Origin of the sequence: Pseudomonas sp. P135 (genome assembly GCF_020312125.1) — a bacterium.
GTDB lineage: Bacteria > Pseudomonadota > Gammaproteobacteria > Pseudomonadales > Pseudomonadaceae > Aquipseudomonas > Aquipseudomonas fragariae.
Genome location: NZ_JAGPYR010000011.1, coordinates 50,705 through 71,510, shown reverse-complemented (window position 1 = coordinate 71,510; position 20,806 = coordinate 50,705). Strand labels below are relative to the sequence as shown.

Annotated in this window: 18 protein-coding genes; 6 read left to right on the top strand and 12 right to left on the bottom strand. The window is 57.5% G+C overall.

All coding sequences use genetic code 11. The annotated features are described in order from the left end of the window. Window positions 1-899 precede the first annotated feature (899 nt). The 5 genes from KBY08_RS17430 to KBY08_RS17410 all read left to right on the top strand — a co-directional run bounded on the left by KBY08_RS17430 (window position 900) and on the right by KBY08_RS17410 (window position 6,510). Entirely contained in the window at window positions 900-2,198 is a 1,299-nt protein-coding gene (locus tag KBY08_RS17430; protein ID WP_024640447.1) for a serine/threonine protein kinase, read from the top strand. Continuing rightward, window positions 2,191-3,003, top strand: coding sequence for a VacJ family lipoprotein (locus KBY08_RS17425; protein WP_003402525.1), 813 nt, complete (start codon window positions 2,191-2,193; stop codon window positions 3,001-3,003). Before KBY08_RS17430 ends, KBY08_RS17425 begins: the two co-directional genes overlap by 8 nt. Before the next feature lie 134 nt (window positions 3,004-3,137). Beyond that, window positions 3,138-3,728 carry a polyribonucleotide nucleotidyltransferase gene (locus KBY08_RS17420; RefSeq protein ID WP_024659541.1) on the top strand — a complete coding sequence of 197 codons (591 nt, stop codon included), beginning with the start codon at window positions 3,138-3,140 and terminating at the stop codon, window positions 3,726-3,728. A gap of 203 nt (window positions 3,729-3,931) precedes the next feature. Beyond that, window positions 3,932-5,134: an MFS transporter gene (locus tag KBY08_RS17415; protein ID WP_003402522.1), complete on the top strand. Its 1,203-nt coding sequence runs from the start codon at window positions 3,932-3,934 to the stop codon at window positions 5,132-5,134. A gap of 299 nt (window positions 5,135-5,433) precedes the next feature. Further along, window positions 5,434-6,510 (top strand): diguanylate cyclase, encoded by a 1,077-nt coding sequence (locus KBY08_RS17410; protein ID WP_011268632.1) that lies wholly within the window; start codon window positions 5,434-5,436, stop codon window positions 6,508-6,510. Window positions 6,511-6,514: 4 nt separating this feature from the next. On the opposite strand, the gene KBY08_RS17405 is transcribed toward KBY08_RS17410, so the two are convergent. The 5 genes from KBY08_RS17405 to KBY08_RS17385 all read right to left on the bottom strand — a co-directional run bounded on the left by KBY08_RS17405 (window position 6,515) and on the right by KBY08_RS17385 (window position 13,815). Beyond that, window positions 6,515-7,384: a hypothetical protein gene (locus KBY08_RS17405; RefSeq protein WP_111522637.1), complete on the bottom strand. Its 870-nt coding sequence runs from the start codon at window positions 7,382-7,384 to the stop codon at window positions 6,515-6,517. A gap of 692 nt (window positions 7,385-8,076) precedes the next feature. Next, window positions 8,077-8,808 carry a hypothetical protein gene (locus KBY08_RS17400; protein ID WP_003402519.1) on the bottom strand — a complete coding sequence of 244 codons (732 nt, stop codon included), beginning with the start codon at window positions 8,806-8,808 and terminating at the stop codon, window positions 8,077-8,079. 182 nt (window positions 8,809-8,990) lie between these two features. Next, window positions 8,991-9,260: a helix-turn-helix domain-containing protein gene (locus KBY08_RS17395; RefSeq protein ID WP_003402518.1), complete on the bottom strand. Its 270-nt coding sequence runs from the start codon at window positions 9,258-9,260 to the stop codon at window positions 8,991-8,993. A 458-nt stretch (window positions 9,261-9,718) separates the two neighbouring features. Continuing rightward, on the bottom strand, window positions 9,719-11,035 hold the full coding sequence (locus tag KBY08_RS17390) for an MFS transporter (RefSeq protein WP_003402517.1): 1,317 nt from the start codon (window positions 11,033-11,035) through the stop codon (window positions 9,719-9,721). Window positions 11,036-11,640: 605 nt separating this feature from the next. Then, on the bottom strand, window positions 11,641-13,815 hold the full coding sequence (locus KBY08_RS17385) for a TonB-dependent siderophore receptor (protein WP_111522635.1): 2,175 nt from the start codon (window positions 13,813-13,815) through the stop codon (window positions 11,641-11,643). A 302-nt stretch (window positions 13,816-14,117) separates the two neighbouring features. Here KBY08_RS17385 and KBY08_RS17380 point away from each other — a divergent pair, with 302 nt between their 5' ends. Beyond that, window positions 14,118-14,426, top strand: a complete 309-nt coding sequence (locus tag KBY08_RS17380; protein WP_003402515.1) for a PepSY domain-containing protein — start codon at window positions 14,118-14,120, stop codon at window positions 14,424-14,426. A gap of 93 nt (window positions 14,427-14,519) precedes the next feature. Here the strand turns inward: KBY08_RS17380 and KBY08_RS17375 are convergent, their stop codons facing one another. From KBY08_RS17375 to KBY08_RS17345, 7 genes are all read right to left on the bottom strand, one after another. Then, window positions 14,520-15,683, bottom strand: a complete 1,164-nt coding sequence (locus tag KBY08_RS17375) for a PQQ-dependent sugar dehydrogenase (protein WP_003402514.1) — start codon at window positions 15,681-15,683, stop codon at window positions 14,520-14,522. 55 nt (window positions 15,684-15,738) lie between these two features. Beyond that, window positions 15,739-16,059, bottom strand: coding sequence for a hypothetical protein (locus KBY08_RS17370; RefSeq protein WP_003402512.1), 321 nt, complete (start codon window positions 16,057-16,059; stop codon window positions 15,739-15,741). A gap of 248 nt (window positions 16,060-16,307) precedes the next feature. Next, complete coding sequence (locus tag KBY08_RS17365; RefSeq protein ID WP_054091826.1) at window positions 16,308-17,492, bottom strand: GAF domain-containing sensor histidine kinase; 1,185 nt, start codon at window positions 17,490-17,492, stop codon at window positions 16,308-16,310. A 113-nt stretch (window positions 17,493-17,605) separates the two neighbouring features. After that, on the bottom strand, window positions 17,606-18,793 hold the full coding sequence (locus KBY08_RS17360) for a PAS domain-containing sensor histidine kinase (RefSeq protein ID WP_032653465.1): 1,188 nt from the start codon (window positions 18,791-18,793) through the stop codon (window positions 17,606-17,608). Next, a complete protein-coding gene (locus KBY08_RS17355; protein WP_111522634.1) occupies window positions 18,783-19,604 on the bottom strand; it encodes an alpha/beta fold hydrolase in 822 nt (273 codons plus the stop codon). The genes KBY08_RS17360 and KBY08_RS17355 overlap by 11 nt, the downstream gene beginning before the upstream one ends. Window positions 19,605-19,815: 211 nt before the next feature. After that, the gene (locus tag KBY08_RS17350) at window positions 19,816-20,253 is read right to left on the bottom strand and encodes a nucleoside deaminase (RefSeq protein ID WP_024642217.1); all 438 of its coding nucleotides are present in this window, start codon (window positions 20,251-20,253) and stop codon (window positions 19,816-19,818) included. A 30-nt stretch (window positions 20,254-20,283) separates the two neighbouring features. Continuing rightward, window positions 20,284-20,784 carry a hypothetical protein gene (locus KBY08_RS17345; protein ID WP_032653468.1) on the bottom strand — a complete coding sequence of 167 codons (501 nt, stop codon included), beginning with the start codon at window positions 20,782-20,784 and terminating at the stop codon, window positions 20,284-20,286. Window positions 20,785-20,806 lie beyond the last annotated feature (22 nt).

Below are 20,806 nucleotides of genomic sequence, written 5' to 3'. Positions count from 1 at the left end.
GCTGCTTCATGCCTATGGGCGAGCCCCCTTCCCCATACCAACGTCGTATAGACGGTAGAGAACTGCAGCGCACCACTCTGGCTCATGTTTCGAAGGAAACACGATGTGTTACCGCAGCTTCACGATCACCGACGCGAACGGGTAACACGGAAACATTTTTTCCGGCTCCATGACCAGCCAACAATCATCAGAATCCGCAAATTACTGATTTTAAAGGTTTTTAAAAAACTGGCACGGGTCCTGCTATATCTCTGGTACAACAAAAACAACAAATGATGCGGCAAACCAATAAAAACAAGACGTAACGGCTCTGACACAACAAGAACAAAACGGACAGAGGCGCAGCTAACAGATTTTTTTGGAGTGGATCAGCTTTACAGGGCCCTTTCAATGAAAGGCCTCGCGACCGGACCGAGAACAATAAAACTACCGTCAGGTAGCTCCAGAACCGGTGGGATCACGCTGTTGTGCAGGCAGGTGATTAAAGCGAATCAGCGCTCAAAAAAATACGTTTGCTCTTGACCCCGGATAGGGGTCGCACAACAACGCTGTAAAGGGACTGGTCGCCAACAACAATAACAGGCCGCCCTATAACAATAAAAAGAGCACGTGAACCACATTGGAGGAGAGCTACGGCTCTCCTTTGTGCTTTCCGCGAGCTGGAAAATCCGCCTCCAGGCCATGGTCTGCCAACCTTTACCAGCAGTGCAAACGTCGCGCCGGGGCAGCAAATACGCTAGTCACGCAAAAATAAACCGCATATCTGCATTGCAAAATCCAAAGAACGTGTATTGTTCCGTCATATTTACAGGATTAACCAGTGGATGGGGCACTTTGGCACTACACCTTGGTCATAGCCTGCGTATTTCATCAGCACTTCTTTCCCAAGGGATTTAGTCATGCTCCGTTTTCTGCGCCTCGCCACTGTTATAGGTGGCTTGTGTTTAAGTGCGTCCGCTCTGGCAACCAACGTCGACTCCGCCACCTATGGCTACCCGCTGACTAATCCGTTCGAAGCGACCATTGCGACCACACCGCCCGCTCTGCGCCCCGACCTGCCTGACGATGAAGATATCGATCAGGATGTCTACACCCTGAACCTGCATCCCGAGCGCGAGTTCACCCTGCCCGACAACTTCTGGGCGGTGAAGAAGTTGCACTATCGCCTGGCCAAGCAGGACCACGCTGCCCCGCTGATCTTCCTGATCGCCGGCACCGGCGCGCCGTATAACAGCACGATCAATGAATTCCTGAAAAAGCTCTATTACGGCGCGGGCTACCACGTCGTACAGCTGTCTTCGCCCACCAGCTATGACTTCATGACCTCGGCCTCGCGCTTTGCGACTCCTGGCGTCTCCACCGACGACGCAGAAGACATTTATCGCGTCATGCAGGCCATTCGGGCTCAGCAGGCGCAACTGCCGGTAACCGACTATTACCTGACCGGTTACAGCCTTGGGGCACTGAATGCTGCGTTTGTCAGCAAACTGGATGAAACCCGCCGCAGCTTCAACTTCAAGAAAGTCCTGCTGCTCAACCCGCCGGTCAATCTCTACACCTCGATCAGCAACCTCGACAAACTGGTACAGACCAACGTCAAGGGCATCAACAACACCACCACGTTCTATGAACTGGTGCTGGCCAAGCTGACCCGCTACTTCCGCCAAAAGGGCTACATCGACCTCAACGATGCACTGCTGTTCGACTTCCAGCAGTCCAAGCAGCACCTGACCAATGAACAGATGGCGATGCTGATCGGTACCACGTTCCGCTTCTCGTCGGCTGACATCGCGTTCACCTCCGACCTGATCAACCGTCGCGGTCTGATCACGCCACCGAAATTCCCGATCACCGAAGGCACCAGCCTGACGCCGTTCCTCAAGCGTGCCCTGCAGTGCGACTTCGATTGCTACCTGACCGAACAGGTCATCCCTATGTGGCGCGCGCGCACCGACGGCGGTAGCCTTCTGCAACTGGTCGACCAGGTCAGCCTCTATGCACTCAAGGACTACCTGCACAGCAACACCAAGATTGCCGTCATGCACAACGCTGACGACGTGATTCTGGGCTCGGGTGACCTCGGCTTCCTGCGCAAGACCTTTGGCGATCGCCTGACCGTTTACCCGTACGGCGGGCATTGCGGCAACGTTAATTACCGCGTCAACACCGACGCAATGCTGGAGTTTTTCCGTGGCTAAACGTCTTTTACTTCTTGCCGCTCTGCTCTGTGCCGGCACAGTCCAGGCCGCTGACGCGGATACCAGCAACAAGGCCCAGCATCCGGCCACGGTGGCCCGTCAGACCGATGCTGATGGCTTTACCCAGCCGCTGAAGTCGCTGCAATTCAACCCGGGGCTGGATCAGCGTGAGTTCGAGCGCGCCTCCATCAACGCACTGGAAGTCTATGATCCGCTGGAATCCTGGAACCGCCGGGTCTACCACTTCAACTACCGTTTCGATGAATGGGTATTCCTGCCGGTCGTGGACGGCTACCGCTACATAACCCCTGGCTTCGTGCGCAGCGGTGTGAGCAACTTTTTCAGCAACCTGGGTGACGTCTCCAACCTGCTGAACAGCCTGCTGCAGTTCAAGGGCGAGCGCTCGCTGGACACCACTGGCCGCCTGCTGCTCAACACCACCATCGGCATCGCCGGTCTGTGGGACCCGGCGACCATGATGGGCCTGCCGCGCCAGAGCGAAGACTTCGGCCAGACCCTGGGCTTCTACGGTGTGCCGTCCGGGCCTTATCTGGTGTTGCCATTGTTCGGTCCATCGAACCTGCGTGACACCGGCGGCATGCTGTTCGATTACACGGCTGAAAACCAGATCAACTTCCTCAACGTGGCCGAAGTCAGCAGCGACCATCCGGAAATCACCGTGTTGCGTGCCATTGACCGCCGTTACGTCACCAGCTTCCGTTACGGCCAGCTCAACTCGCCGTTCGAGTATGAAAAAGTGCGCTACGTCTACACCGAGTCGCGCAAGCTGCAGATCGCCGAATAAGCGTAACGCAGTAAAACGACGGCCAGCCGGAGTGATCGGGCTGGTCGTTTTTTTATGGGCACTTTTACCTGCCTGGTTAATCACATGCCTCAGGCGCAAACGCCTGCGTCATTAACAGACAAAAAGGAATTTCCATGCGCTCTTTCGGTTTCAAGACAATCGTTGTGTGTATCGCACTGGCAGCGTGCCAGAGCATGGTCAGCGTTCAGGCTGCCACCAAGCCGCAGGCCGCCGCGCCCGCCGCTGCTGCGGTGCAAAACGCTTCACTGCTGGGCGGCAAACTGGCCTTCACCATTCCTGCGGGCTACGTACAAGGCGAGATGCCCGAGATTGACGCAAAGGCCAAGGCTCAGGGTGTGACGGGGTCGCTTTACACCAATGCGGCTGAAAAGCGCGTGTTGATCGTTACCGAAACGCCGATGCCAATGGGCGTGCAGGCCAGCGATAACGATGGCGCAGTACTTGATGGGCTGGTCACCGGCATCCTTGCCCAGCAGAGTACCGGCTACAAGGATTTCAAAAAGCTGGGTGACAAGAAGATCGTCAAGAAGAACGGTCTTGGTGTGCGCCAGCTGGACACCTCGGCGACCATGAGCGACGCCCAGGTGCTGAGCACGTCGATCATCGCGGCATCGGGTACTCGCGCAGCCGTGCTGAACGTGGTCTCCAATGCAAAGAATCCGAAAGAGCACGCCGCGCTGGTGAAGACCGTTATCGGCCAATGATCTGCGGACCGGTCAGCCGGTCCGATGCGACTCAATCCGCCCGCAACACGCCGAACATTCGCTCGCCCAAGGCCGGCCCCTGGACAGGACACAGACGAAATTCCAATTAGTGAATTCCAGTCCACAATAAAGGGAAAACTTGGCAAAGATACAAGCTCATTTCTGCAATAAGCTGGCGGACTTATTTTTAATGGGTCTGCACTATGCCTTCTCTGGAAACCACTGCCTCCGGCGCTCGCAGCGCAAGCTCGACCGGCGCCGGCTTGTCCATCGCGATTCTGGCCCTGGCCGGCTTCGTGATCGTCACCACTGAATTTCTCATCATCGGTCTGTTGCCTTCGATGGCCCGTGATCTGGGAATCTCCATCTCTACTGCCGGTTTGCTGGTGACGCTGTTCGCCTTCACGGTGATGCTCTTTGGCCCACCGCTGACGGCCATGCTTTCGCACCTGGACCGCAAGCGCACGTTCATCGTCATTCTGCTGATCTTTGCCGCCTCCAACGCACTGGCGGCGGTATCGAGCAATATCTGGGTGCTGGCGCTGGCACGGTTCATTCCGGCACTGGCCTTGCCAGTGTTCTGGGGCACCGCCAGTGAAACGGCAAGCCTGCTGGCCGGACCGAAGCGCGCTGGCAAGGCCGTTGCGCAGGTCTACCTCGGTATCTCGGCTGCCATGCTGTTCGGTATCCCGCTGGGTACGGTATTCGCCGATGCCGTGGGTTGGCGCGGGGCATTCTGGGCTCTGACGTTGCTGTCAGCGTTGATGGCTTTGTTGCTGGCACTGTCGATGCCGCGTATCGAACCTACCGCAAAGGTCGGCCTCGCGGAGCAGGCAAAAATTCTTCGGGATCCGTTTTTCCTCGCCAACCTGCTGCTGTCCATCCTGCTGTTCACGGCCATGTTCGGCGCCTATACCTATCTGGCTGATACGCTGGAACGCATCGCGGGCATCGAATCGGCTCAAGTGGGTTGGTGGTTGATGGGCTTCGGCGCGGTAGGCCTGATCGGCAATGCCCTGGGTGGACGTTATGTGGACCGCAGCCCGCTCGGCTCGACCATGGCGTTTGCGCTGCTGCTCGCACTGGGCATGACCGCAAGCGTACCCGCCGCAGGCTCCATGCCGCTGCTTGCCGTGGTACTGGTGATTTGGGGCATTGCGCACACGGCGTTGTTTCCGATCTGCCAGATCAGAGTGATGAAAGCAGCGCCTCAGGCCCAGGCACTGGCCGGGACCCTGAATGTCTCGGCAGCCAATGCCGGCATCGGTCTGGGATCGATCATCGGAGGCCTTACCATCGAGCACCTGGGCCTGGGTGCCGTAGGGTATGTCGCCGCTGTTGTTGCGCTGCTGTCCATCGGCGTTGCATGGATGACCAGCATGCAGAAAAACAGGGCACCGTTGTAACCGCCTGACCGTCGCTTTACTGAATTCGCCGGGCAGTGTGTCTGCCAACAACCAGACACCCTGCCCCGGTTATTCACGGTGTATTAGATTGTAAGTTTCGTCATATTTTTGAACGGGTTTTAGCACTGCTTATGTCATTTAATTGACTTCTAAACAGTGCCTCTTCATTAATATGTGGTTATTTGACACCCCTCGGCAAAATACTCTTCCCTTGCCACTAGTGAACGCTCAAACTCCAGCCTTTCGGTCAAGCGGCGTCGATTTCCGACCGATTCGAAAGTAATGTCCGGTAAGAATCTATGAGCACCTATCACCGCCGAGGGATGGCATTCGCCAAGCGGATCTACGCCCCGAGATGCTTCGGTGTCAGCGTTGGCTTTGTGACGGTCGCTGTTTCTTTGTATTACGTGAACACAGCACACTGGGCGTGGTTGTTGGCACTGCTCTACAGTCTGGTATGGCCACATGTTGCTTATCAGCTCGCAAGAACGTCACGCGAGCCCTACCAGGCTGAATGGCGCAATCTGCTGTTCGATTCGATGATGGGCGGTTTCTGGATTGGCGCGATGGGTTTCAGCGCCGTTCCCGGGGTCACGGTCCTCGCCATGATGGCCATGCATAACATGGCCGCCGCCGGGCCACGGCTGATGCTGCAAGGCCTGTGCATGCAGGCACTGGGCGTGCTGATTTCGCTGGCCGCGCTCGACCCTGTCGTCAATCTGCATGGCAACATGGCGCAGATCTACGCCTGCCTTCCGGTACTGGTGACCTACCCTATCTTCATTGGCTGGCTGAGCCATCAGGTCACACTCAAGCTATGGGAACACCGCAACATCCTGCGCAAGGTCAGCCGCACCGACAGCCTCACCGGCCTGCTCAATCATGGTGCGTGGAAGGACCTGCTTGATCTGGAGTACGCCAGTAGCCAGAACGCGTATCAGGAGTGCGTCATCGCGCTGATCGATATCGATCACTTCAAGGTCATCAACGACACTTATGGCCACCTGATGGGCGACACGGTGCTGCAGAGTATCAGCGAAGCACTGATCGAAAACCTGCGTGATTCCGACCTGATCGGGCGTTGTGGCGGCGATGAGTTCTGCGTCATTCTGCCCGACACCAGCTTGCTTCAGGCAAAGGAAATCCTCGAGCGCCTGCGTCTGGCGATAGACGAAATGACCTATACCCTGCATTGCGATCTCAAGGTCAGTCTCAGTATCGGTATTGCCGCCTATTCTCCTGAAATGCCGGATGCCTCGTCGTGGCTGCATGAAGCAGACAAGGCGCTGTATCTGGCCAAAAGCACAGGCCGCAACCGCGTCGCCAGCCCTCAGGATGCGCCGCCAGAACTCCAGTCGCTTGGCGCACAGGCCTGACCTGTCAACGCCTGTCCTTGAACAGCATGTCGAACAGGGATGAGAGACTCTTGACCCCCATCGCTTTCAGGAACGTCTCGCGCATGTCGTTACGCAGGCTTTCCAGGGTTATTTCCTTGGGTTTGGTGGCTTTTTTTACGGATGGCGTTTCTCGAGAGTCTCCTTCGCCGGGAGTGTACGTTTCCTTGGACAGCGTCCTTATGTAGTCACTCTTCTGGCTTTTATAGGTAGTGAAATCTGCCCCCAGTTGCTCGTCTCTTTCCCCCGCCGTTGAAAACCGGTTGATGACTTTTTCCATGAACTCAAAATTATTGTGCCCTATGGAGCCGTAGTCCTTGTCAGTGATGAAGCGAACAAACCCCTGGTCCAGCCGTGTTGTTTTTAACCCATCGCTCTCGGTAATACGCTTGGCGGTGGCCGCGTGCGGCTCGGTAAAACTGTAGAAAACCTTGTGGCCTTCGAGGTCATATGTTTTGCCCTGGTTCTGGCGGCCCCATATTCTTCCATCATCTTTCTCTCTATATGAGGCCAGTCCAAAAGCCAGATCATCAACATAGCCCAGATCAGCTCCCTGAGCGCTTGCCCATTCATAAACATCACCCAGCAGCCTGCGATCATCCCGGGTTAAAAAAAACGCCTCGGGCATGGACATTCCACATTCGGCTTTCCCGAGCATGGGCGCAGAACGACCAGAGTCCGCGACCCCAAATACCCTATGTTTCAGGAGGGCCTGGCCGCTGATGGTCACCGCAGAGTCTGGAGAGGTTGATCGAAGGGGGGGATTGGCAATTGAGGACATGGTCTTTGCTGCTCTTTTATCATCAAGTTGTTGCGCGGCTATCAGTGCATCTGCTCCGGAACTTATGACTCGCATGACGTTGGCTCCTGCCCCGAAAGACCCCTGACGGTTATCGCCAGGGATTAACAATCAGTACGTTAAATGAAAGGTGACTGTTTCTGGCCCGGCAGGCTTGCTTTGCCAAGGTCCACTTTCAGCGCTGTGCCTGATCATGACGTCGGAGGCATAGCTAAAACCAAGACTGTTGAATCTCTCAGTACTGCCAGGCACGCCTGGCGTTATAGAGATACAATCAGAATCATGTACACCGCCTCTCCTGAAACAAAGATTTGCGCGTTCGTTCACGCTTTCCGGAAAGGTAGTCGCGGTCCAGGAAATCTTTTGCAACCGAGAGTTGTTAGCCGCGCCGCGGGGGTAATCAGCCAATCTCAACTGGTGTCGGGAAAACGCACTGTGACCAGGCCCATTGATAAACGTCGGGGTTCTGGTAGTCGTCACCGAATAGTCGGCCGCCTGGCTGGCAGCCGACACTAACAAGAAAACCAAAGGTGTTATTTTTTTCATAGGCGTTACTCCAATATTTATAAATAAAATTCATCGGCCGTGCAAAAGCCCCAGGCTTGAAACGTCTGCACGAGCTGCTATTTCGTATCATTCGCCGGACGCGCTGACGCGCACTGAGCTTGAACGTGTTTTGTTAGAAAAAACCTGAACCGCTTGTAAAACCCTATCAGCCGAGAGGATCAACACCCGCTTCCAACACCTGCTTAGCCACACGCTTGATCAATGGAAAGTTCAAACGAGGACAGGTTATTCAACAGCCACTCAGGCGTATGCATCTCAAGCAATGTACCGATGGGCTGCTCCATCATCAGTGCTCCATAGAGGGCTTCCTCATTATCGAGGTGCGCTTGCTGGACAGCGCGATAGTTGAGCGGATAGATGCTCTTCTCAATGGGCAGTAATCGGTCGAAGTGTTCGAGCAGACCATGGAAGACGATTCGCCGCTCGACGGTGTTGCGCGTGGTGGCAATGAGTTTGACGAAGTACTCACTGTCCTGAGCCCGCAGCGCTTCGCTGGCGGTATAACGCTCGACCAGCGTGTGCGTTGAGGGGTCATCGAACACGATGCAGCACAGGTCTTCGCGCACCAGGCCTTTGAACGGGTTCTCGACTTCTGGCCGACGGCCGTGCAGGCCCAGTGCGAATTGTACGGCGCGCTCGGCCAGCCATTGACGCTTGCGGCCCTCAAGCCGGGCAATGTCTTCGAGCAAGGGTGACTGACGCCCATGCGAACGAAGCTGCCGACAGAGTTTGGCAAACAGGCCAACGGGGCCGGACAGCTTTGCCTGTTGCTCGGCCAGTTGCGCCACCGAAAGCGCGGACTGCCGGGTTGCCAGATGATGGAAGTTTGTTGTCATATTAAAACCGGGCCGCTGCGGATCCAGCCGCAACGACACGTCGGCACCTGACTCGCCCCGAACAAAACAAACAGTCATGAGTGGCTCCTTTTTTATTGTTTACAGTTCGTCGTGCGAGCAGGCTTCGGATATTCCTTTCTGCAGCCAGCCAGGAAGCAGTGCCTGATGGGCGTCACAGCGCAGCACGGTATTATTGATGGCACTGCCAAACGTCAGCAGTGCTCATTGCATTAACAAGTTACAGGTTGCGACAAGACACATTATGTATGTGCTGGCTCGCTGCGCAACCCGACAGATGTAGGGGGTCGGGTAATGTTTCCCGGAAGCAATAGAGATACGCACCTGGCCATGAGCTCGGCACGCGTCCTTACCTGGTTCTTTCTCAGCAGCGAAGAGACGTGATCGCGAACTGTGTAGTCACTGATACTGAGTTGCCTGGCAATTTCCTTGTTCGTACATCCCTGCAACAACAGGCCAAGAACCTCCTGCTCTCTCATTGTCACCCACATGATACTTCCCCTTGCCAGCATTTTGCCAAACAGGCAAATTTGTAGGATGTTTCTTACATTCGTCTTCCATGACCCAAACAGTAAGTCGGCACAGAAATCATTTTATTTAATCTTGTTTTGCATTAAAACGACACACCCCTCAAAGTCTCGCAACAAAACCGAAGACTGTAAGAAGAATCGCCGATAATTAAATATCGAGGAAAACTCCTACAACAAACTCGGAATAGTTACACCTATCTATTTACAGACGTCATAAGGGATTCACCTGACGAAACATTTCGCGCAGGCACGAGCCAAGAGCACATTAGATAAACAACGTAAACAATATGGAGAGGCGAAAGATAGACTTGAGGAAACGGAATTACAATCACTTGTTACAAATGAACGCGTCTGCCAGCAGGAACTTTCCGGCCATGTTCGAGCTGCCACTCACCCCACAACAGAGGTGAGCAGCGGGCGTTGCGCCACACGGCCCGGAGTTATCCGGCGTTACCGCTTGCCAGGTCATCCACCACCACGCCCCGGCGCAGGCCGAATACCGCTGCGGTAACCAGGCCCGTGGCGCCCATGATCAGGCTATAGAACACGCACACCCAGATATTCCAGGGCATCAGGGTAATCAGCATCAATGGCGTGGTGCTGGCCCAGAAGGCGTAGGCGATGTTGTAAGTGAACGAGATGCCTGACACTCGGATGTTCGCCGGGAACAGGCCGACCATCACCGATGGCACCACACCGACAATCCCGCACGCCAGCCCGGCAATCGCATAGGCGATGCCCAGTGGCATCCATTGCTCGATGAGGCTGGTGTAAAGCACGCCGATGCCTATCGGCATCAGCAGGCTGTAGAACATGATGCCGCGCCAGGCGCCGATGCGGTCGACCAGCATGCCTGCCAGCACACAACCTATATTGAGAAACACGATGCCGACGGCGCTCAGGGCAAAGGTGTCGCTGGCGCTGATACCAAAGCGCTGCTGCATGACCGTCGGGGTAATCACCACCAGTACCACCACGGCGGAGGTCAGCACAAAGGTCAGCAACGCAGCAGGCAGCAAGGATTGGCGGTGATCACGCAGAACCTGGCCAAGTGGCAGCGCCGGCAGATGTTCACGCTGGGCATGCATGGCGATGAACACAGGGGTTTCGTTCAGCCAGCGGCGTAGCCAGACCCCCACCACGCCGAATACGCCACCGAGCAGGAACGGAATACGCCATGCCCACTCAAGGATCTGGTCAGGGCTGAAGACTCGCGCCAGCCATGTCGCGGTCAGTGCGCCAAGCAGGTATCCGAACGTCAGGCCGGCTTGCAGTACGCCCAGTGCATAGCCGCGATGCCCCTTGGGCGCGTGTTCTGCCACGAATACCCAGGCACTTGGCACTTCACCGCCCACGGCGGCTCCTTGCAGGATGCGCAGCGCCAGCAGCACCAGCGGCGCCCAGTAACCGATCTGTGCGTAGGTGGGCATCACGCCGATCAGCAGACAAGGCAGCGCCATCATCAGAATGCTCAGGCTGAACACCCGCTTGCGGCCCAGCCGGTCGGCGAAGTGCGCCATGAGTATCCCGCCCAGCGGGCGTGCCAGATAGCCGGTCACGAAGATCCCGAAACTTTGCAGCAGACGCAGCCATTCAGGCATGTCCGGGGGAAAGAACAACTGGCTGAGGGTCAGCGCAAAGAACACGAAAATGATGAAGTCGTAGATTTCCAGTGCCCCACCCAGCGCCGCAAGGCTCAGGGTCTTGTAGTCGGCTTTGCTGAAGGGCTGGGAGTGGGAACGTACGATGTCCGTCATGAGGCATCCGAAACATGGCTTGAAAGAGCGCCTGGCGCTCACAGGGCGCGAAGAATAGCAAAGCTTGCGGGCGCACTGATACCGAGCTGACGCCTGCAACGGGAACGATCATCTCAACTATCGTGCCACGCTCTGCGTCGCATGCCGTTCCGGTTGACCAGATCAGACGCTCCGCGTCCTCTTGACGACGCGGAGCGTCGAGAACTGCATTCCCACGCTGGAGCGTGCGGAACGATCATCTCAACTATCGTGCGACGCTCTGCGTCGCATGCCTTTCCGGACGCTCCGCGTCCTCTTGACGACGCAGAGCATCGAGACCTGCATTCCCCCGCTGGAGCGATCAGTTTAACTATCGTGCGACGCTCTGCGTCGCATGCCGTTCTGGACGCTCCGCGTCCTCTTGACGACGCAGAGCATCGAGACCTGCATTCCCCCGCTGGAGCGATCAGTTTAACTATCGTGCGACGCTCTGCGTCGCATGCCGTTCTGGACGCTCCGCGTCCTCTTGACGACGCGGAGCGTCGAGACCTGCATTCCCCCGCTGGAGCGGGCGGAACGATGATCTCGACTGTCGTGCCAATACTCCGCGCACTAAAGCCCTTCCGCTAAAAGTTGACAGTGGCCGACAATCTCGCCGTTCTGGGCGCGCCCATGAACAGGTAGTCGTCACCCAGATACTCCCCGGCATCACGCCAGTAGCGTTTGTCGAACAGGTTGTCGACGGTCAGGCGCAGTACCGTGTCGTAACCGCTGATTCGGGTGCTGTAACGGCTGCCGATATTGAACAGTGCGTAGTCATTGACCTGCACGGTGCCTTCACGGTCAGCGTACTTGCTGGCGCTGTACTGCACGCCTCCGAGCAACGCGAGCCCGGGCACCGGCAGGCTGTAGTCGGCTTGCAAGGTGCCACGGTATCTGGGCACATTGAGGGCCTGATGATCATCGTAGGCCTCGGTGCCGCTGTCTTCAACGCGCGCCCGGATGGCCGCCGCACTGGCGGATATCTGCAGGCGGTCAGTCACCCAGCCACTCGCCCCCAGTTCAAGACCGGTGTTTTTCTGCTCGCCTTGCTGCACATAGGTAAACGTACCGTCATCGTTGGGCCTGGAGTACTGGTACGCCTGGCGGGCCTGAAACACCGCGGCGGTCAGGCTCATGCGCTGCCAGTCATACTTGATGCCTGCTTCGAGCTGTCGGGAGACGGTCGGCGCCAGAATTTCACTGGCATTGGTGGTGAACCACGCTGCCGTCCCGCCCAGCGACAGGCCCTTGCTGTAGCTGGTGTAGAGCGAAACATTGTCCACCGGCTTGTAGATCAGCGCCGCCTGGGGCAGAAACACATAGCGCTCGGTGTGTCGCGCATCGCTGCCGTCCTCGTTGAACGCCTGCTCGTCGAGCCGCACCCCGCGTCCGCCCAGCACGGTTTGCCAGTGCTCGTTGAAGCTGATCCGGTCAGTGGCAAACAGCCCGTACTGGCGGCTGTCCAGGCGGCGCTCGGTATGTGGCAGCGCCAGGGTCGAGGGGGCCACCTGCTCAGGCGCCTCATGGATAGTGCCCGAGCCGACGAATTCGTTGAAGGTCCCGCGCGTATCAACCGTACGGCGGTAGGCACTGCTGCCGAAGGTCAGCTCGTGCCCAAGCGATCCGGTAGTGAAGGTGCCGGACATGGCCGCTTCGACTTCGTCATTGCGACGCGTGTCGTCCGGGCTGCGGAAATCATAGATGTCATAACCCCCTTCGGCACTGAAGTGGTTGGGCACCGCCTGCCCTGCGCAGCTGGCCGAACCGTAGCAACCCCACGCAAAGGCACTGTAGTCATCAATGACCACGCGACTGCGCGACGCACTGAGGCTGCCCTTCCAGTTGTCATTGAAGCGGTATTCGAAACGTCCGTTGATGTTCAGCGAGTCGATACCGACCGGATTGGACCAGTTCTGGTAACCCAGCAATTTGCCCGGCGAGGCATCGTGAGGCAGCGTGGTGCCGCCCAGAAGCTGATAACCGGGCACCGAGCGCTGCTCTTTGCTCTGGTACTCGACATCGAGTTGCAACAGGGCGCGCTCACTGATGTTCCAGTCGAACGCCAGCGAGGCAAAATCGCGCTGGCCATCGGCGTGTTCGACATACGAACGAATGTCTTCATGGGCAAGGTTGGCGCGCAGGCCGAATTGCTGTTCACTGCCGAACCAGCCACCGACGTCGGTCGCGATGTAGCGCTCGCCGTGTTCGTTGGTAGAGACTGTGACCGACCGGACGTCCTGCGCCCGCTTGGTCTGATAGTTGATAACGCCACCGGGCTCGGCCACGCCGCTCTGCAGGCCGGAAAGCCCCTTGAGCAACTCGACCTGCTGCTTGTTTTCCAGCGCGACGTTCTGCTCGCCGGCAATGCTGCGACCGTTGATGCGATAACTGTTGGCGGCGTTCAACGAAAACCCGCGCATCACAAAGTTTTCGTAATAGCCCACCGGGGCATAGCCGTCGCCGACCGACGCGTCGTTGCGCAGCACTTCACTCAGCAACTTTGCCTGCCGGTCCTTGATCAACGCAGCGTTGAACACCGACACCGAGGCGGGCGTATCCAGCAGTGAAGCCTGATCGAATCCGAACATCGACGCCCGCTCGGCTTTATAGTCGCCGGTGCTTTCCGGCTCGCTGAACCCAGTGACATTGACCGCATCCAGGCTGAGCACCTCTGCGGCCAGCAACGGCGAGGCAACGACCATGCCCAACGGCAACAATCGCCAGGCGTGGCGCATGGCAGGTCGGTAAGGCGTTCTCATCGATCAGACTCCGCAAGGACAGCTGCCTGGACAGACGCGACGCACCTTCCGGCAGGGGGCCAACCTTTTACGTTCACTGCCGGTTTTTTTCAACCTTTACGTGATGCTTTGCCTGTAAACGAAGTGCAGGGGAAAACTTTACTTACGAGTCGGCAGAGCGAGACCGGCTTCAAAACGCTTCGCACACTTGAATAATTAAGCGTGAATTAAGTAAGCGCGGATAATCTGAGTTCAACAAAACCGCTGAACCCATCAGCGTGTGATGAATCAATCAAGACAGATCAATCAAAAAGGAATACCCCATGAAACTTATGCCTGCCGTTTTCGCCGCTGTTGCCCTCACTGCTGTTGCAGGTGCCGCCCAGGCTGACGTTGGTCCCGATGAAGTGATCCGCCTGTACAAGTCTCAGGCGTTGGGTGACTTTGAACAGTTCAACAAGCAGGCCGTTGCCAAGCACACAGGCTTCACGGTCCACGATACAGAACTGGACAAGGACCGCACCGGCCGCCTGATCTATCAGATCGAACTGAAAGACGCCAAGGGTGTGGAGTGGAATTACGACGTTGATGCCAAGACGGGCGAAGTGGTACGTGACGCAAAGGATAATTGATCCGACTGCTTTACCGGCTACCACCGCAAGCAACTCATAAGAAAATTCCCACAATATTGTGGGAATTTTCTTTTTCAAGCGATTAACAGTTTATTACTGGGCCAAGCCGACTTTCAGCAGACTTCCCTTATCGTCGTCGGTCAACAGATACAAGTAACCGTCCGGTCCCTGACGCACATCCCGTATGCGCTGTTTCATGTCTTTCAACAGACGTTCTTCATGAACGATCTTGTCGTTTTCGAACTGCAGTCTGATCAACTCTTCAGTGGCCAGGGCACCGATGAATACACTGTGATCCCATGCCTTGAAAAGGCTGTGATCATAGAACGCCATGCCACTGAGGCCCGGTGACACTTCCCAGACCTGGAACGGAATTTTGGTTCCTTCGACAACCTTGCCCTTCGACTCCGAAATCGGCTGACCCGAGTAGTCGATACCGTGGGTCGCGATCGGCCAGCCGTAATTCGCGCCACGCTCGATGATATTCAGCTCATCACCGCCCTTGGGGCCATGCTCGTTGGTCCACAACGTCCCGGTCCAGGGGTCGAGCGCGGCGCCCTGCTGATTGCGATGGCCATAGGACCATATCTCGGGGCGAACGCCCTTCTGGCCCACGAACGGATTGTCTTTCGGTACGCTGCCGTCCGGATAGATGCGCACGATCTTGCCCTGCAGCTTGTCCAGATCCTGCGCCGTGGGGCGCTGATTGTTTTCGCCCAGGGCGATGAACAGGTAACCGTCGCGATCGAAGACCATCCGCGCGCCGAAGTGGTTGCCCACCGACAGTTTCGGTTCCTGGCGGAAGATGACTTCGAAGTCTTCCAGACGAGTCATGTCCTTGGACAGACGACCACGCCCTGCGGCAGTGCCGGCGGTATCACCTTCGGCGGCGGTCTTGCCGCTGCCCTCGGAGTAGGTCAGATACACCATGCGGTCCTTGGCGAAGTCCGGTGACAGCACCACATCAAGCAGACCGCCCTGCTTCTGCGCCCAGACTTGCGGGACACCGGAAAGCGGTGCGGACAATTTGCCATCCGCCGATACCACGCGCAGGTTGCCCGAACGCTCTGTCACCAGCATGCCTTGCCTGTCAGGCAGAAAGGCCAGCGCCCACGGATGATCCAGACCTTCGACAACAGGGGTGACCGTGACGGTGCCCAGTTCGCTTTTGTAGGTTTCCGTAGCGGCGCTGGCCGTCAGTGGCAGGCTCAGAATGGCTGCAGTACACAATGTCGCGATCAGGTTTTTTCTAAGCATGAGCGTTTCCTTATGCATTGAGTCGACGTCCACACGGGTTCGCCGGGTTGAAAATTCAGTTGCCGCGTTTGGGGTCGGTTATCGGTGTAGAAGGACGTGGCGTGTTCTGGCGCGTAGGGTAGCCGTTACCAATGCCACCGTTTTCCAGAGTGGGCTTGCGCACCGGCGGCGCGATGTTGGGGCCACGGGACGGTGGCACGCTGGACTCGGTGCCCTGACGGCTATTGGGGTTGGCACGGTGGATCGGGCTGTTATACGGGTTGCTGCTGGCACCGTTGTTGAGGGTGCTGTTTGGCAGCGTCTGCGCCTGGACCGCACCGATGCAGCATGACGCAACAAGCACGCCGCCGACAAGATTACGCACAAAACTGTTCATCACTACCTCTGGGCAAGGTGAAACTTCGGAGTAACCGTGAAGACTCAGGCCTTTGATGGCAACCCGGGCCTCAGGTTCGACCCGGCACTGCCGATGAGCAAGCAAAGCGGTAGGAGAGTTTGTAACAAGGATGGTCAAGGCTGTCGCAGCCGAACGACGCGACGGCCTGCACCCGAGGTTTGCGGAGCACAAAAAAGCGCTTGGCGGGCAGTCTGTGTGATCACAGGACACAGGCTGACGCAGGATGCCTATGCAGACTTCAAAGGCATACTGAAGGTAAAGACCGTGCCCAGCTCTCGCGTCGAGCACACCTCGAGCGTACCTCCATGAGCAATGGCGATCTCGCTGGCGATGTACAGCCCCAGCCCGAGCCCGGCTTGCGGCTCGTCGGTGATGGGTCTGGAGTACGGCAGGAACAGTTGCGCACGAACCGATTCAGGTATCGGCTCTCCCTGATTGGTAACGCTGAGCACAAACACATCGCCATGCACGCCTGCCGTCACTTCGACCGGGCTCTCGGCATCACCATGGCTGATTGCGTTGGACACCAGGTTGGAGAGCAACTGCGCGATCCGCTCATGATCGCAGCGGATACGCTCCAGCGCGCCTATGTTCGAGTGAATCGGCCGCGACGGGTGAACGCGTTGCACCTCTGAAATCACATGCTCCAGGGTTTTATCCAGACCGTGTGCCTCATGGATACTCAGAGGAATGCCATGCCCCATACGACCACGGGCAAAATCGAGCACGTCATCGACCAGCTGCGAGGCGCGCTGGCCAGAGGTCAGGATGTGTTGCACGATCTGCTGGGCCTTTTCATCCAGCGGACGACGCAGCAGCAATTCGGCACTGGCATTGATGGCAAACAACGGGTTGCGCAGGTCGTGCCCCAGCACCGCGATAAACTGCTCGCGCAGCTCAGCCACCTCACGTTCGGCGAGCAGGTCTTCACGCGCCTGTTGCAGGTTTTCCTCGGCCTCGATCTGCAGCGCCAGAAGACGTGCGAACGACACCATCATGGCCTCGATGGGCGTCCCGATCAGCTTTGCAGGCTTGGGATCCAGCGCGCAGATAGTGCCGAAAAAGGAGCCGTCGGAAAGAAAGATCGGCACCGAGATATAGCTCTGGAAGCTGTACAGACGTGGTGTGTCATGCGCACAGAACAACGGGTCCTCGGCGACATGGTCAATCACCACAGGCTTGTGGGAGCTGCGAATCTCGTGGCAGATGGTGCTGCTCAGCTCCAGCTCACCGCCGGGCTTCAAACCGAAGTCGAGCTTGTCCAGGACCGCACAGGCCGTCCAGCTGGTTTCGGTTACACGCGCCACGGCGGCGAAACCCAGCCCGGTGGATTCGGCAATGACCTGCAGGATGGCCGGCACTGCGCTGATCCGGTTGATCGTGGCCACATCATTTGAAATGGATCGCCGCATGTAGAACCTGTATGAGCCTTGAGGTGATGACGCAGCACGTTAGTTTAGGACTGTAACGATTTTTCTGCACCCGTGAATAACACGGGTTGCTCGTCAACCTGTACGAAACCTGATCAAACCTCGGATTTCGCCGGGGGACGCGGAAACGCCACCGTGAACGTCGTGCCCTCTTCAGCCGAAGAGCGAACCGTCACATCGCCCAGATGGGCTCGAACGATCTCGCGCACGATAAACAGGCCGAGCCCGACGGTGCGGGTCTCGTCACTGTCGCTGACCACGCGTACGACGGGCTCGTACAGGTCGTCTACCTTCTCCATCGGTATCGGTTCACCGAGGTTGTGCACCGACAGCTTGATCATCCAGGTGTCGAACGACGACGTAATCAAAACCTCACCGTCGTCGGCGCCGTAATTGATGGCATTGCTGACCAGATTGCCGAGCATCTGCAGCAGGCGGTCAGGATCCGCCGAACAGGCGCCCTGTCCTTCGCTGCGATGGGTCAGCACCCGATCCGGGAAAACCTGGCGCAGCTCTTCGACGCCCCGGGCAACGACTGCGTGAAAATCGATAGGCTGAGGAACGACGGTAATGCCACTGCCCACCCGGGCGTGAGTGAAATCCAGCAGGTCGACAATCATGCGATCGGCACGGTCGGTGGAATGATTGATGTGTCCCAGAATCCGCTCCTGCCGCGACTCCAGTGGGGTGCGCTCCAGCAGTCCGGCGGCCATCTTGATCGCGGCCAGCGGGTTGCGCAGGTCGTGGCTGACGATGCCAATCATCTGCTCGGCAAAAATAGCCCGGATCTCCGCCTCGGCATGCGCCAGACGCAAGCGATTGCGCGCCGAGGTCAGCTCGCTCTGCACGGTCATCTGCTGTTGCAGGAGCTCTTCGGCAATCTTGCGGGCAGCCAGCAGTTCGCGCTCGTACTTGTTACGCTCTTCGGCCAGGAACACGGCCACTTCATGCAGATACCCCGACGGGTACTCGCGGCGTACGGCGTTGAGCATCATCGGGATGGGGCGGCCATCGGCATGAATCAGCTCGACCTTGACCTCGGCAATTGACCCTTGCGACTGCAGCGTGGGCGCCCAGTGAGTCTGCAGAAAGGCCTTGCCTGCCAGGCTCAGCAAATCCTGAAAGCGGCGGCCCACAACAGCGTCGCGCTCCAGACCCAGCCATCGGCAAAACGTCAGATTGGCGCGCTCGATGGTGCCATTGGGCAACGTGATCAACAGACCACAGGGCGCATGCTCGTAGAGGTCTTCGGTGATGGGCAGGCTCACCTGTTCAACGGTCATGGGCGGCACTCTCGCAAGAGGCCAGAAACTGATTCATCGCAGTAATGCATTCCTGTGCTGCGCTCATGTGCGGGTAGTGCCCTACGTTGTCGATCATGTGCAGGGTGCTGTCGGTAATGACGCGGTGCAAGTACTCACCCACCTCGACCGGCACCACCATATCGTCGCTGCTTTGCAGAATGAGTGTTCTGCTCTTGAGTTGCGCGACATCGGCACGATGGTCGGATAAAAACGTCACGTGGGCAAACTGTCTGGCAATCTCCGCATTGGTGCGACAGAAACTGTTGGCGAGTTCTTCGCTCAGCTCAGGTCGATCCGAGGCACCCATGAGTGTCGGTGCGATGGTGTTGGACCAGCCAAGATAATTGCTTTCCAGCGTCTCAAGCAACGAATCGACATCGGCGCGAGTGAATCCACCCAGGTAACCTTCTTCGTTGAGGTAACGCGGGGACGGACCAATCATGATGTGACTGTCGAACCGACCGGGAGACTGAAGCTCGGCCAGCACGGCAATCATGCAACTGACCGAATGACCGACGTGCACCACCGGCCCCTCTGCGGCGAACTCGTTGACCACCTCCAGCAAGTCGGTTGCGTAGCCCTTGAGCGACGAATACTTGTGCGGATACCAGGCCGATACGTCCGAATTGCCGTTGCCCACCAGGTCGAACAGCACGACTTTGAAGCGCTCTGCGAAGTGCGGCGCTATAAAACGCCACATGTTCTGATCGCAACCAAATCCATGAGCGAAAATCAGAGTGATCGGTCCGTCGCCCATAATGTTGACGTTGTTGCGCTGCTGGACCGACATATCGGGCTCCGAAAATGGCCAGGTAAACGGCTGGGTATGTGCATACCGTGATAAAGATGAGAGGAGGTTATCACCGTTAAAGGCACATTAGTGGCACAAACCGCACTTTAAGGCAGGAGCGTCACGAACTGCATGCCAATGCGGAGCATTGGCACGATGAGCAGTCAGATTTACGATGAGCGCGGAGCGTGGGGCTGACAAGACGCGGGATTCACTCGCCGATGTCTTCGTTCCACAGTTCGGGCTTGCTGGCGATAAAGTCTTTCATCATGTGTGTGCACTCAGGGTTATCCAGCACGTCGATCTGCACGCCACGCGAGCGCAGCAGTTCTTCCTCGCCCATGAAGGACTCATTCTCACCGATGATCACTTTGCGAATCCCGTAGAGCAGGATCGCACCGCTGCACATCGCACAAGGCGACAGCGTGGTGTAGAGCACCGAGTCACGGTAGACACTGGCAGGCTGGCGACCGGCATTTTCCAGCGCATCCATCTCGCCATGCTTCGTCGCACTGCCCTCTTGTACACGACGGTTATGGCCTCGACCGATGATCTCGCCGCCGTGGACGATGACCGAGCCGATGGGGATTCCGCCTTCCTTCAGCCCGAGTTGCGCCTCATCGAATGCTGCCTGCATGAATGCGTCCATGTTTTTTGCCTCGTCTCGTCAAAATAGCTGTCAGTGTTGCAGTGCTGCCTCGGCATTGCCCAGCGCACGACTGACAAATTGTCCCAGCAGCTCCGATGATCGGGCTTTCATATCGGCGCTGACCTGGGTGTTTCTGGCCCTGAAGCTGTTCCCCAATGAAGGCGAATCCCCGCCCTGATTGAGCGAACGCAATTCCTCGGCGGTAAATGAATGAGCATAAGCGGCTGCCAGATTGCGGTCCCACTGCGCCTGATATTCCGGTTTGAGGCGCTGTAATTCCTTCTGTACCAGTTCCTGCGCTTCAGTCTTGCCGACTGCCTGCACGATACCGGCAAACGTCGCCGTGCGCGAGGCGACCTGATACCCCAGCCAGGCAAGGCCCTCGCCCAGATTTCGTTGCTCCACCAGCGCCAGCGCCATGTCGTCGGCCTCTTCGGCACAGGCCGGATGCATCGCCTCCAGGCACAGACAGGCCAGCAATGCCAGGCAGGTATGCCACGTGCCGCGCGAGCCCCGAACATGATCAGTCATGACGCCTCCCGCATCGAATGAC

What these genes read in the sequence shown, in the direction of transcription:
- KBY08_RS17380 (WP_003402515.1), top strand. Translation starts at nt 14,118, where the DNA reads ATGAAACTTATGCCTGCCGTTTTCGCCGCTGTTGCCCTCACTGCTGTT.
- KBY08_RS17355 (WP_111522634.1), bottom strand. Translation starts at nt 19,604, where the DNA reads ATGTCGGTCCAGCAGCGCAACAACGTCAACATTATGGGCGACGGACCG.
- KBY08_RS17385 (WP_111522635.1), bottom strand. Translation starts at nt 13,815, where the DNA reads ATGAGAACGCCTTACCGACCTGCCATGCGCCACGCCTGGCGATTGTTG.
- KBY08_RS17420 (WP_024659541.1), top strand. Translation starts at nt 3,138, where the DNA reads ATGCGCTCTTTCGGTTTCAAGACAATCGTTGTGTGTATCGCACTGGCA.
- KBY08_RS17365 (WP_054091826.1), bottom strand. Translation starts at nt 17,492, where the DNA reads ATGCGGCGATCCATTTCAAATGATGTGGCCACGATCAACCGGATCAGC.
- KBY08_RS17345 (WP_032653468.1), bottom strand. Translation starts at nt 20,784, where the DNA reads ATGACTGATCATGTTCGGGGCTCGCGCGGCACGTGGCATACCTGCCTG.
- KBY08_RS17415 (WP_003402522.1), top strand. Translation starts at nt 3,932, where the DNA reads ATGCCTTCTCTGGAAACCACTGCCTCCGGCGCTCGCAGCGCAAGCTCG.
- KBY08_RS17400 (WP_003402519.1), bottom strand. Translation starts at nt 8,808, where the DNA reads ATGACTGTTTGTTTTGTTCGGGGCGAGTCAGGTGCCGACGTGTCGTTG.
- KBY08_RS17395 (WP_003402518.1), bottom strand. Translation starts at nt 9,260, where the DNA reads ATGCTGGCAAGGGGAAGTATCATGTGGGTGACAATGAGAGAGCAGGAG.
- KBY08_RS17405 (WP_111522637.1), bottom strand. Translation starts at nt 7,384, where the DNA reads ATGCGAGTCATAAGTTCCGGAGCAGATGCACTGATAGCCGCGCAACAA.
- KBY08_RS17350 (WP_024642217.1), bottom strand. Translation starts at nt 20,253, where the DNA reads ATGGACGCATTCATGCAGGCAGCATTCGATGAGGCGCAACTCGGGCTG.
- KBY08_RS17360 (WP_032653465.1), bottom strand. Translation starts at nt 18,793, where the DNA reads ATGACCGTTGAACAGGTGAGCCTGCCCATCACCGAAGACCTCTACGAG.
- KBY08_RS17375 (WP_003402514.1), bottom strand. Translation starts at nt 15,683, where the DNA reads ATGCTTAGAAAAAACCTGATCGCGACATTGTGTACTGCAGCCATTCTG.
- KBY08_RS17410 (WP_011268632.1), top strand. Translation starts at nt 5,434, where the DNA reads ATGAGCACCTATCACCGCCGAGGGATGGCATTCGCCAAGCGGATCTAC.
- KBY08_RS17390 (WP_003402517.1), bottom strand. Translation starts at nt 11,035, where the DNA reads ATGACGGACATCGTACGTTCCCACTCCCAGCCCTTCAGCAAAGCCGAC.
- KBY08_RS17370 (WP_003402512.1), bottom strand. Translation starts at nt 16,059, where the DNA reads ATGAACAGTTTTGTGCGTAATCTTGTCGGCGGCGTGCTTGTTGCGTCA.
- KBY08_RS17430 (WP_024640447.1), top strand. Translation starts at nt 900, where the DNA reads ATGCTCCGTTTTCTGCGCCTCGCCACTGTTATAGGTGGCTTGTGTTTA.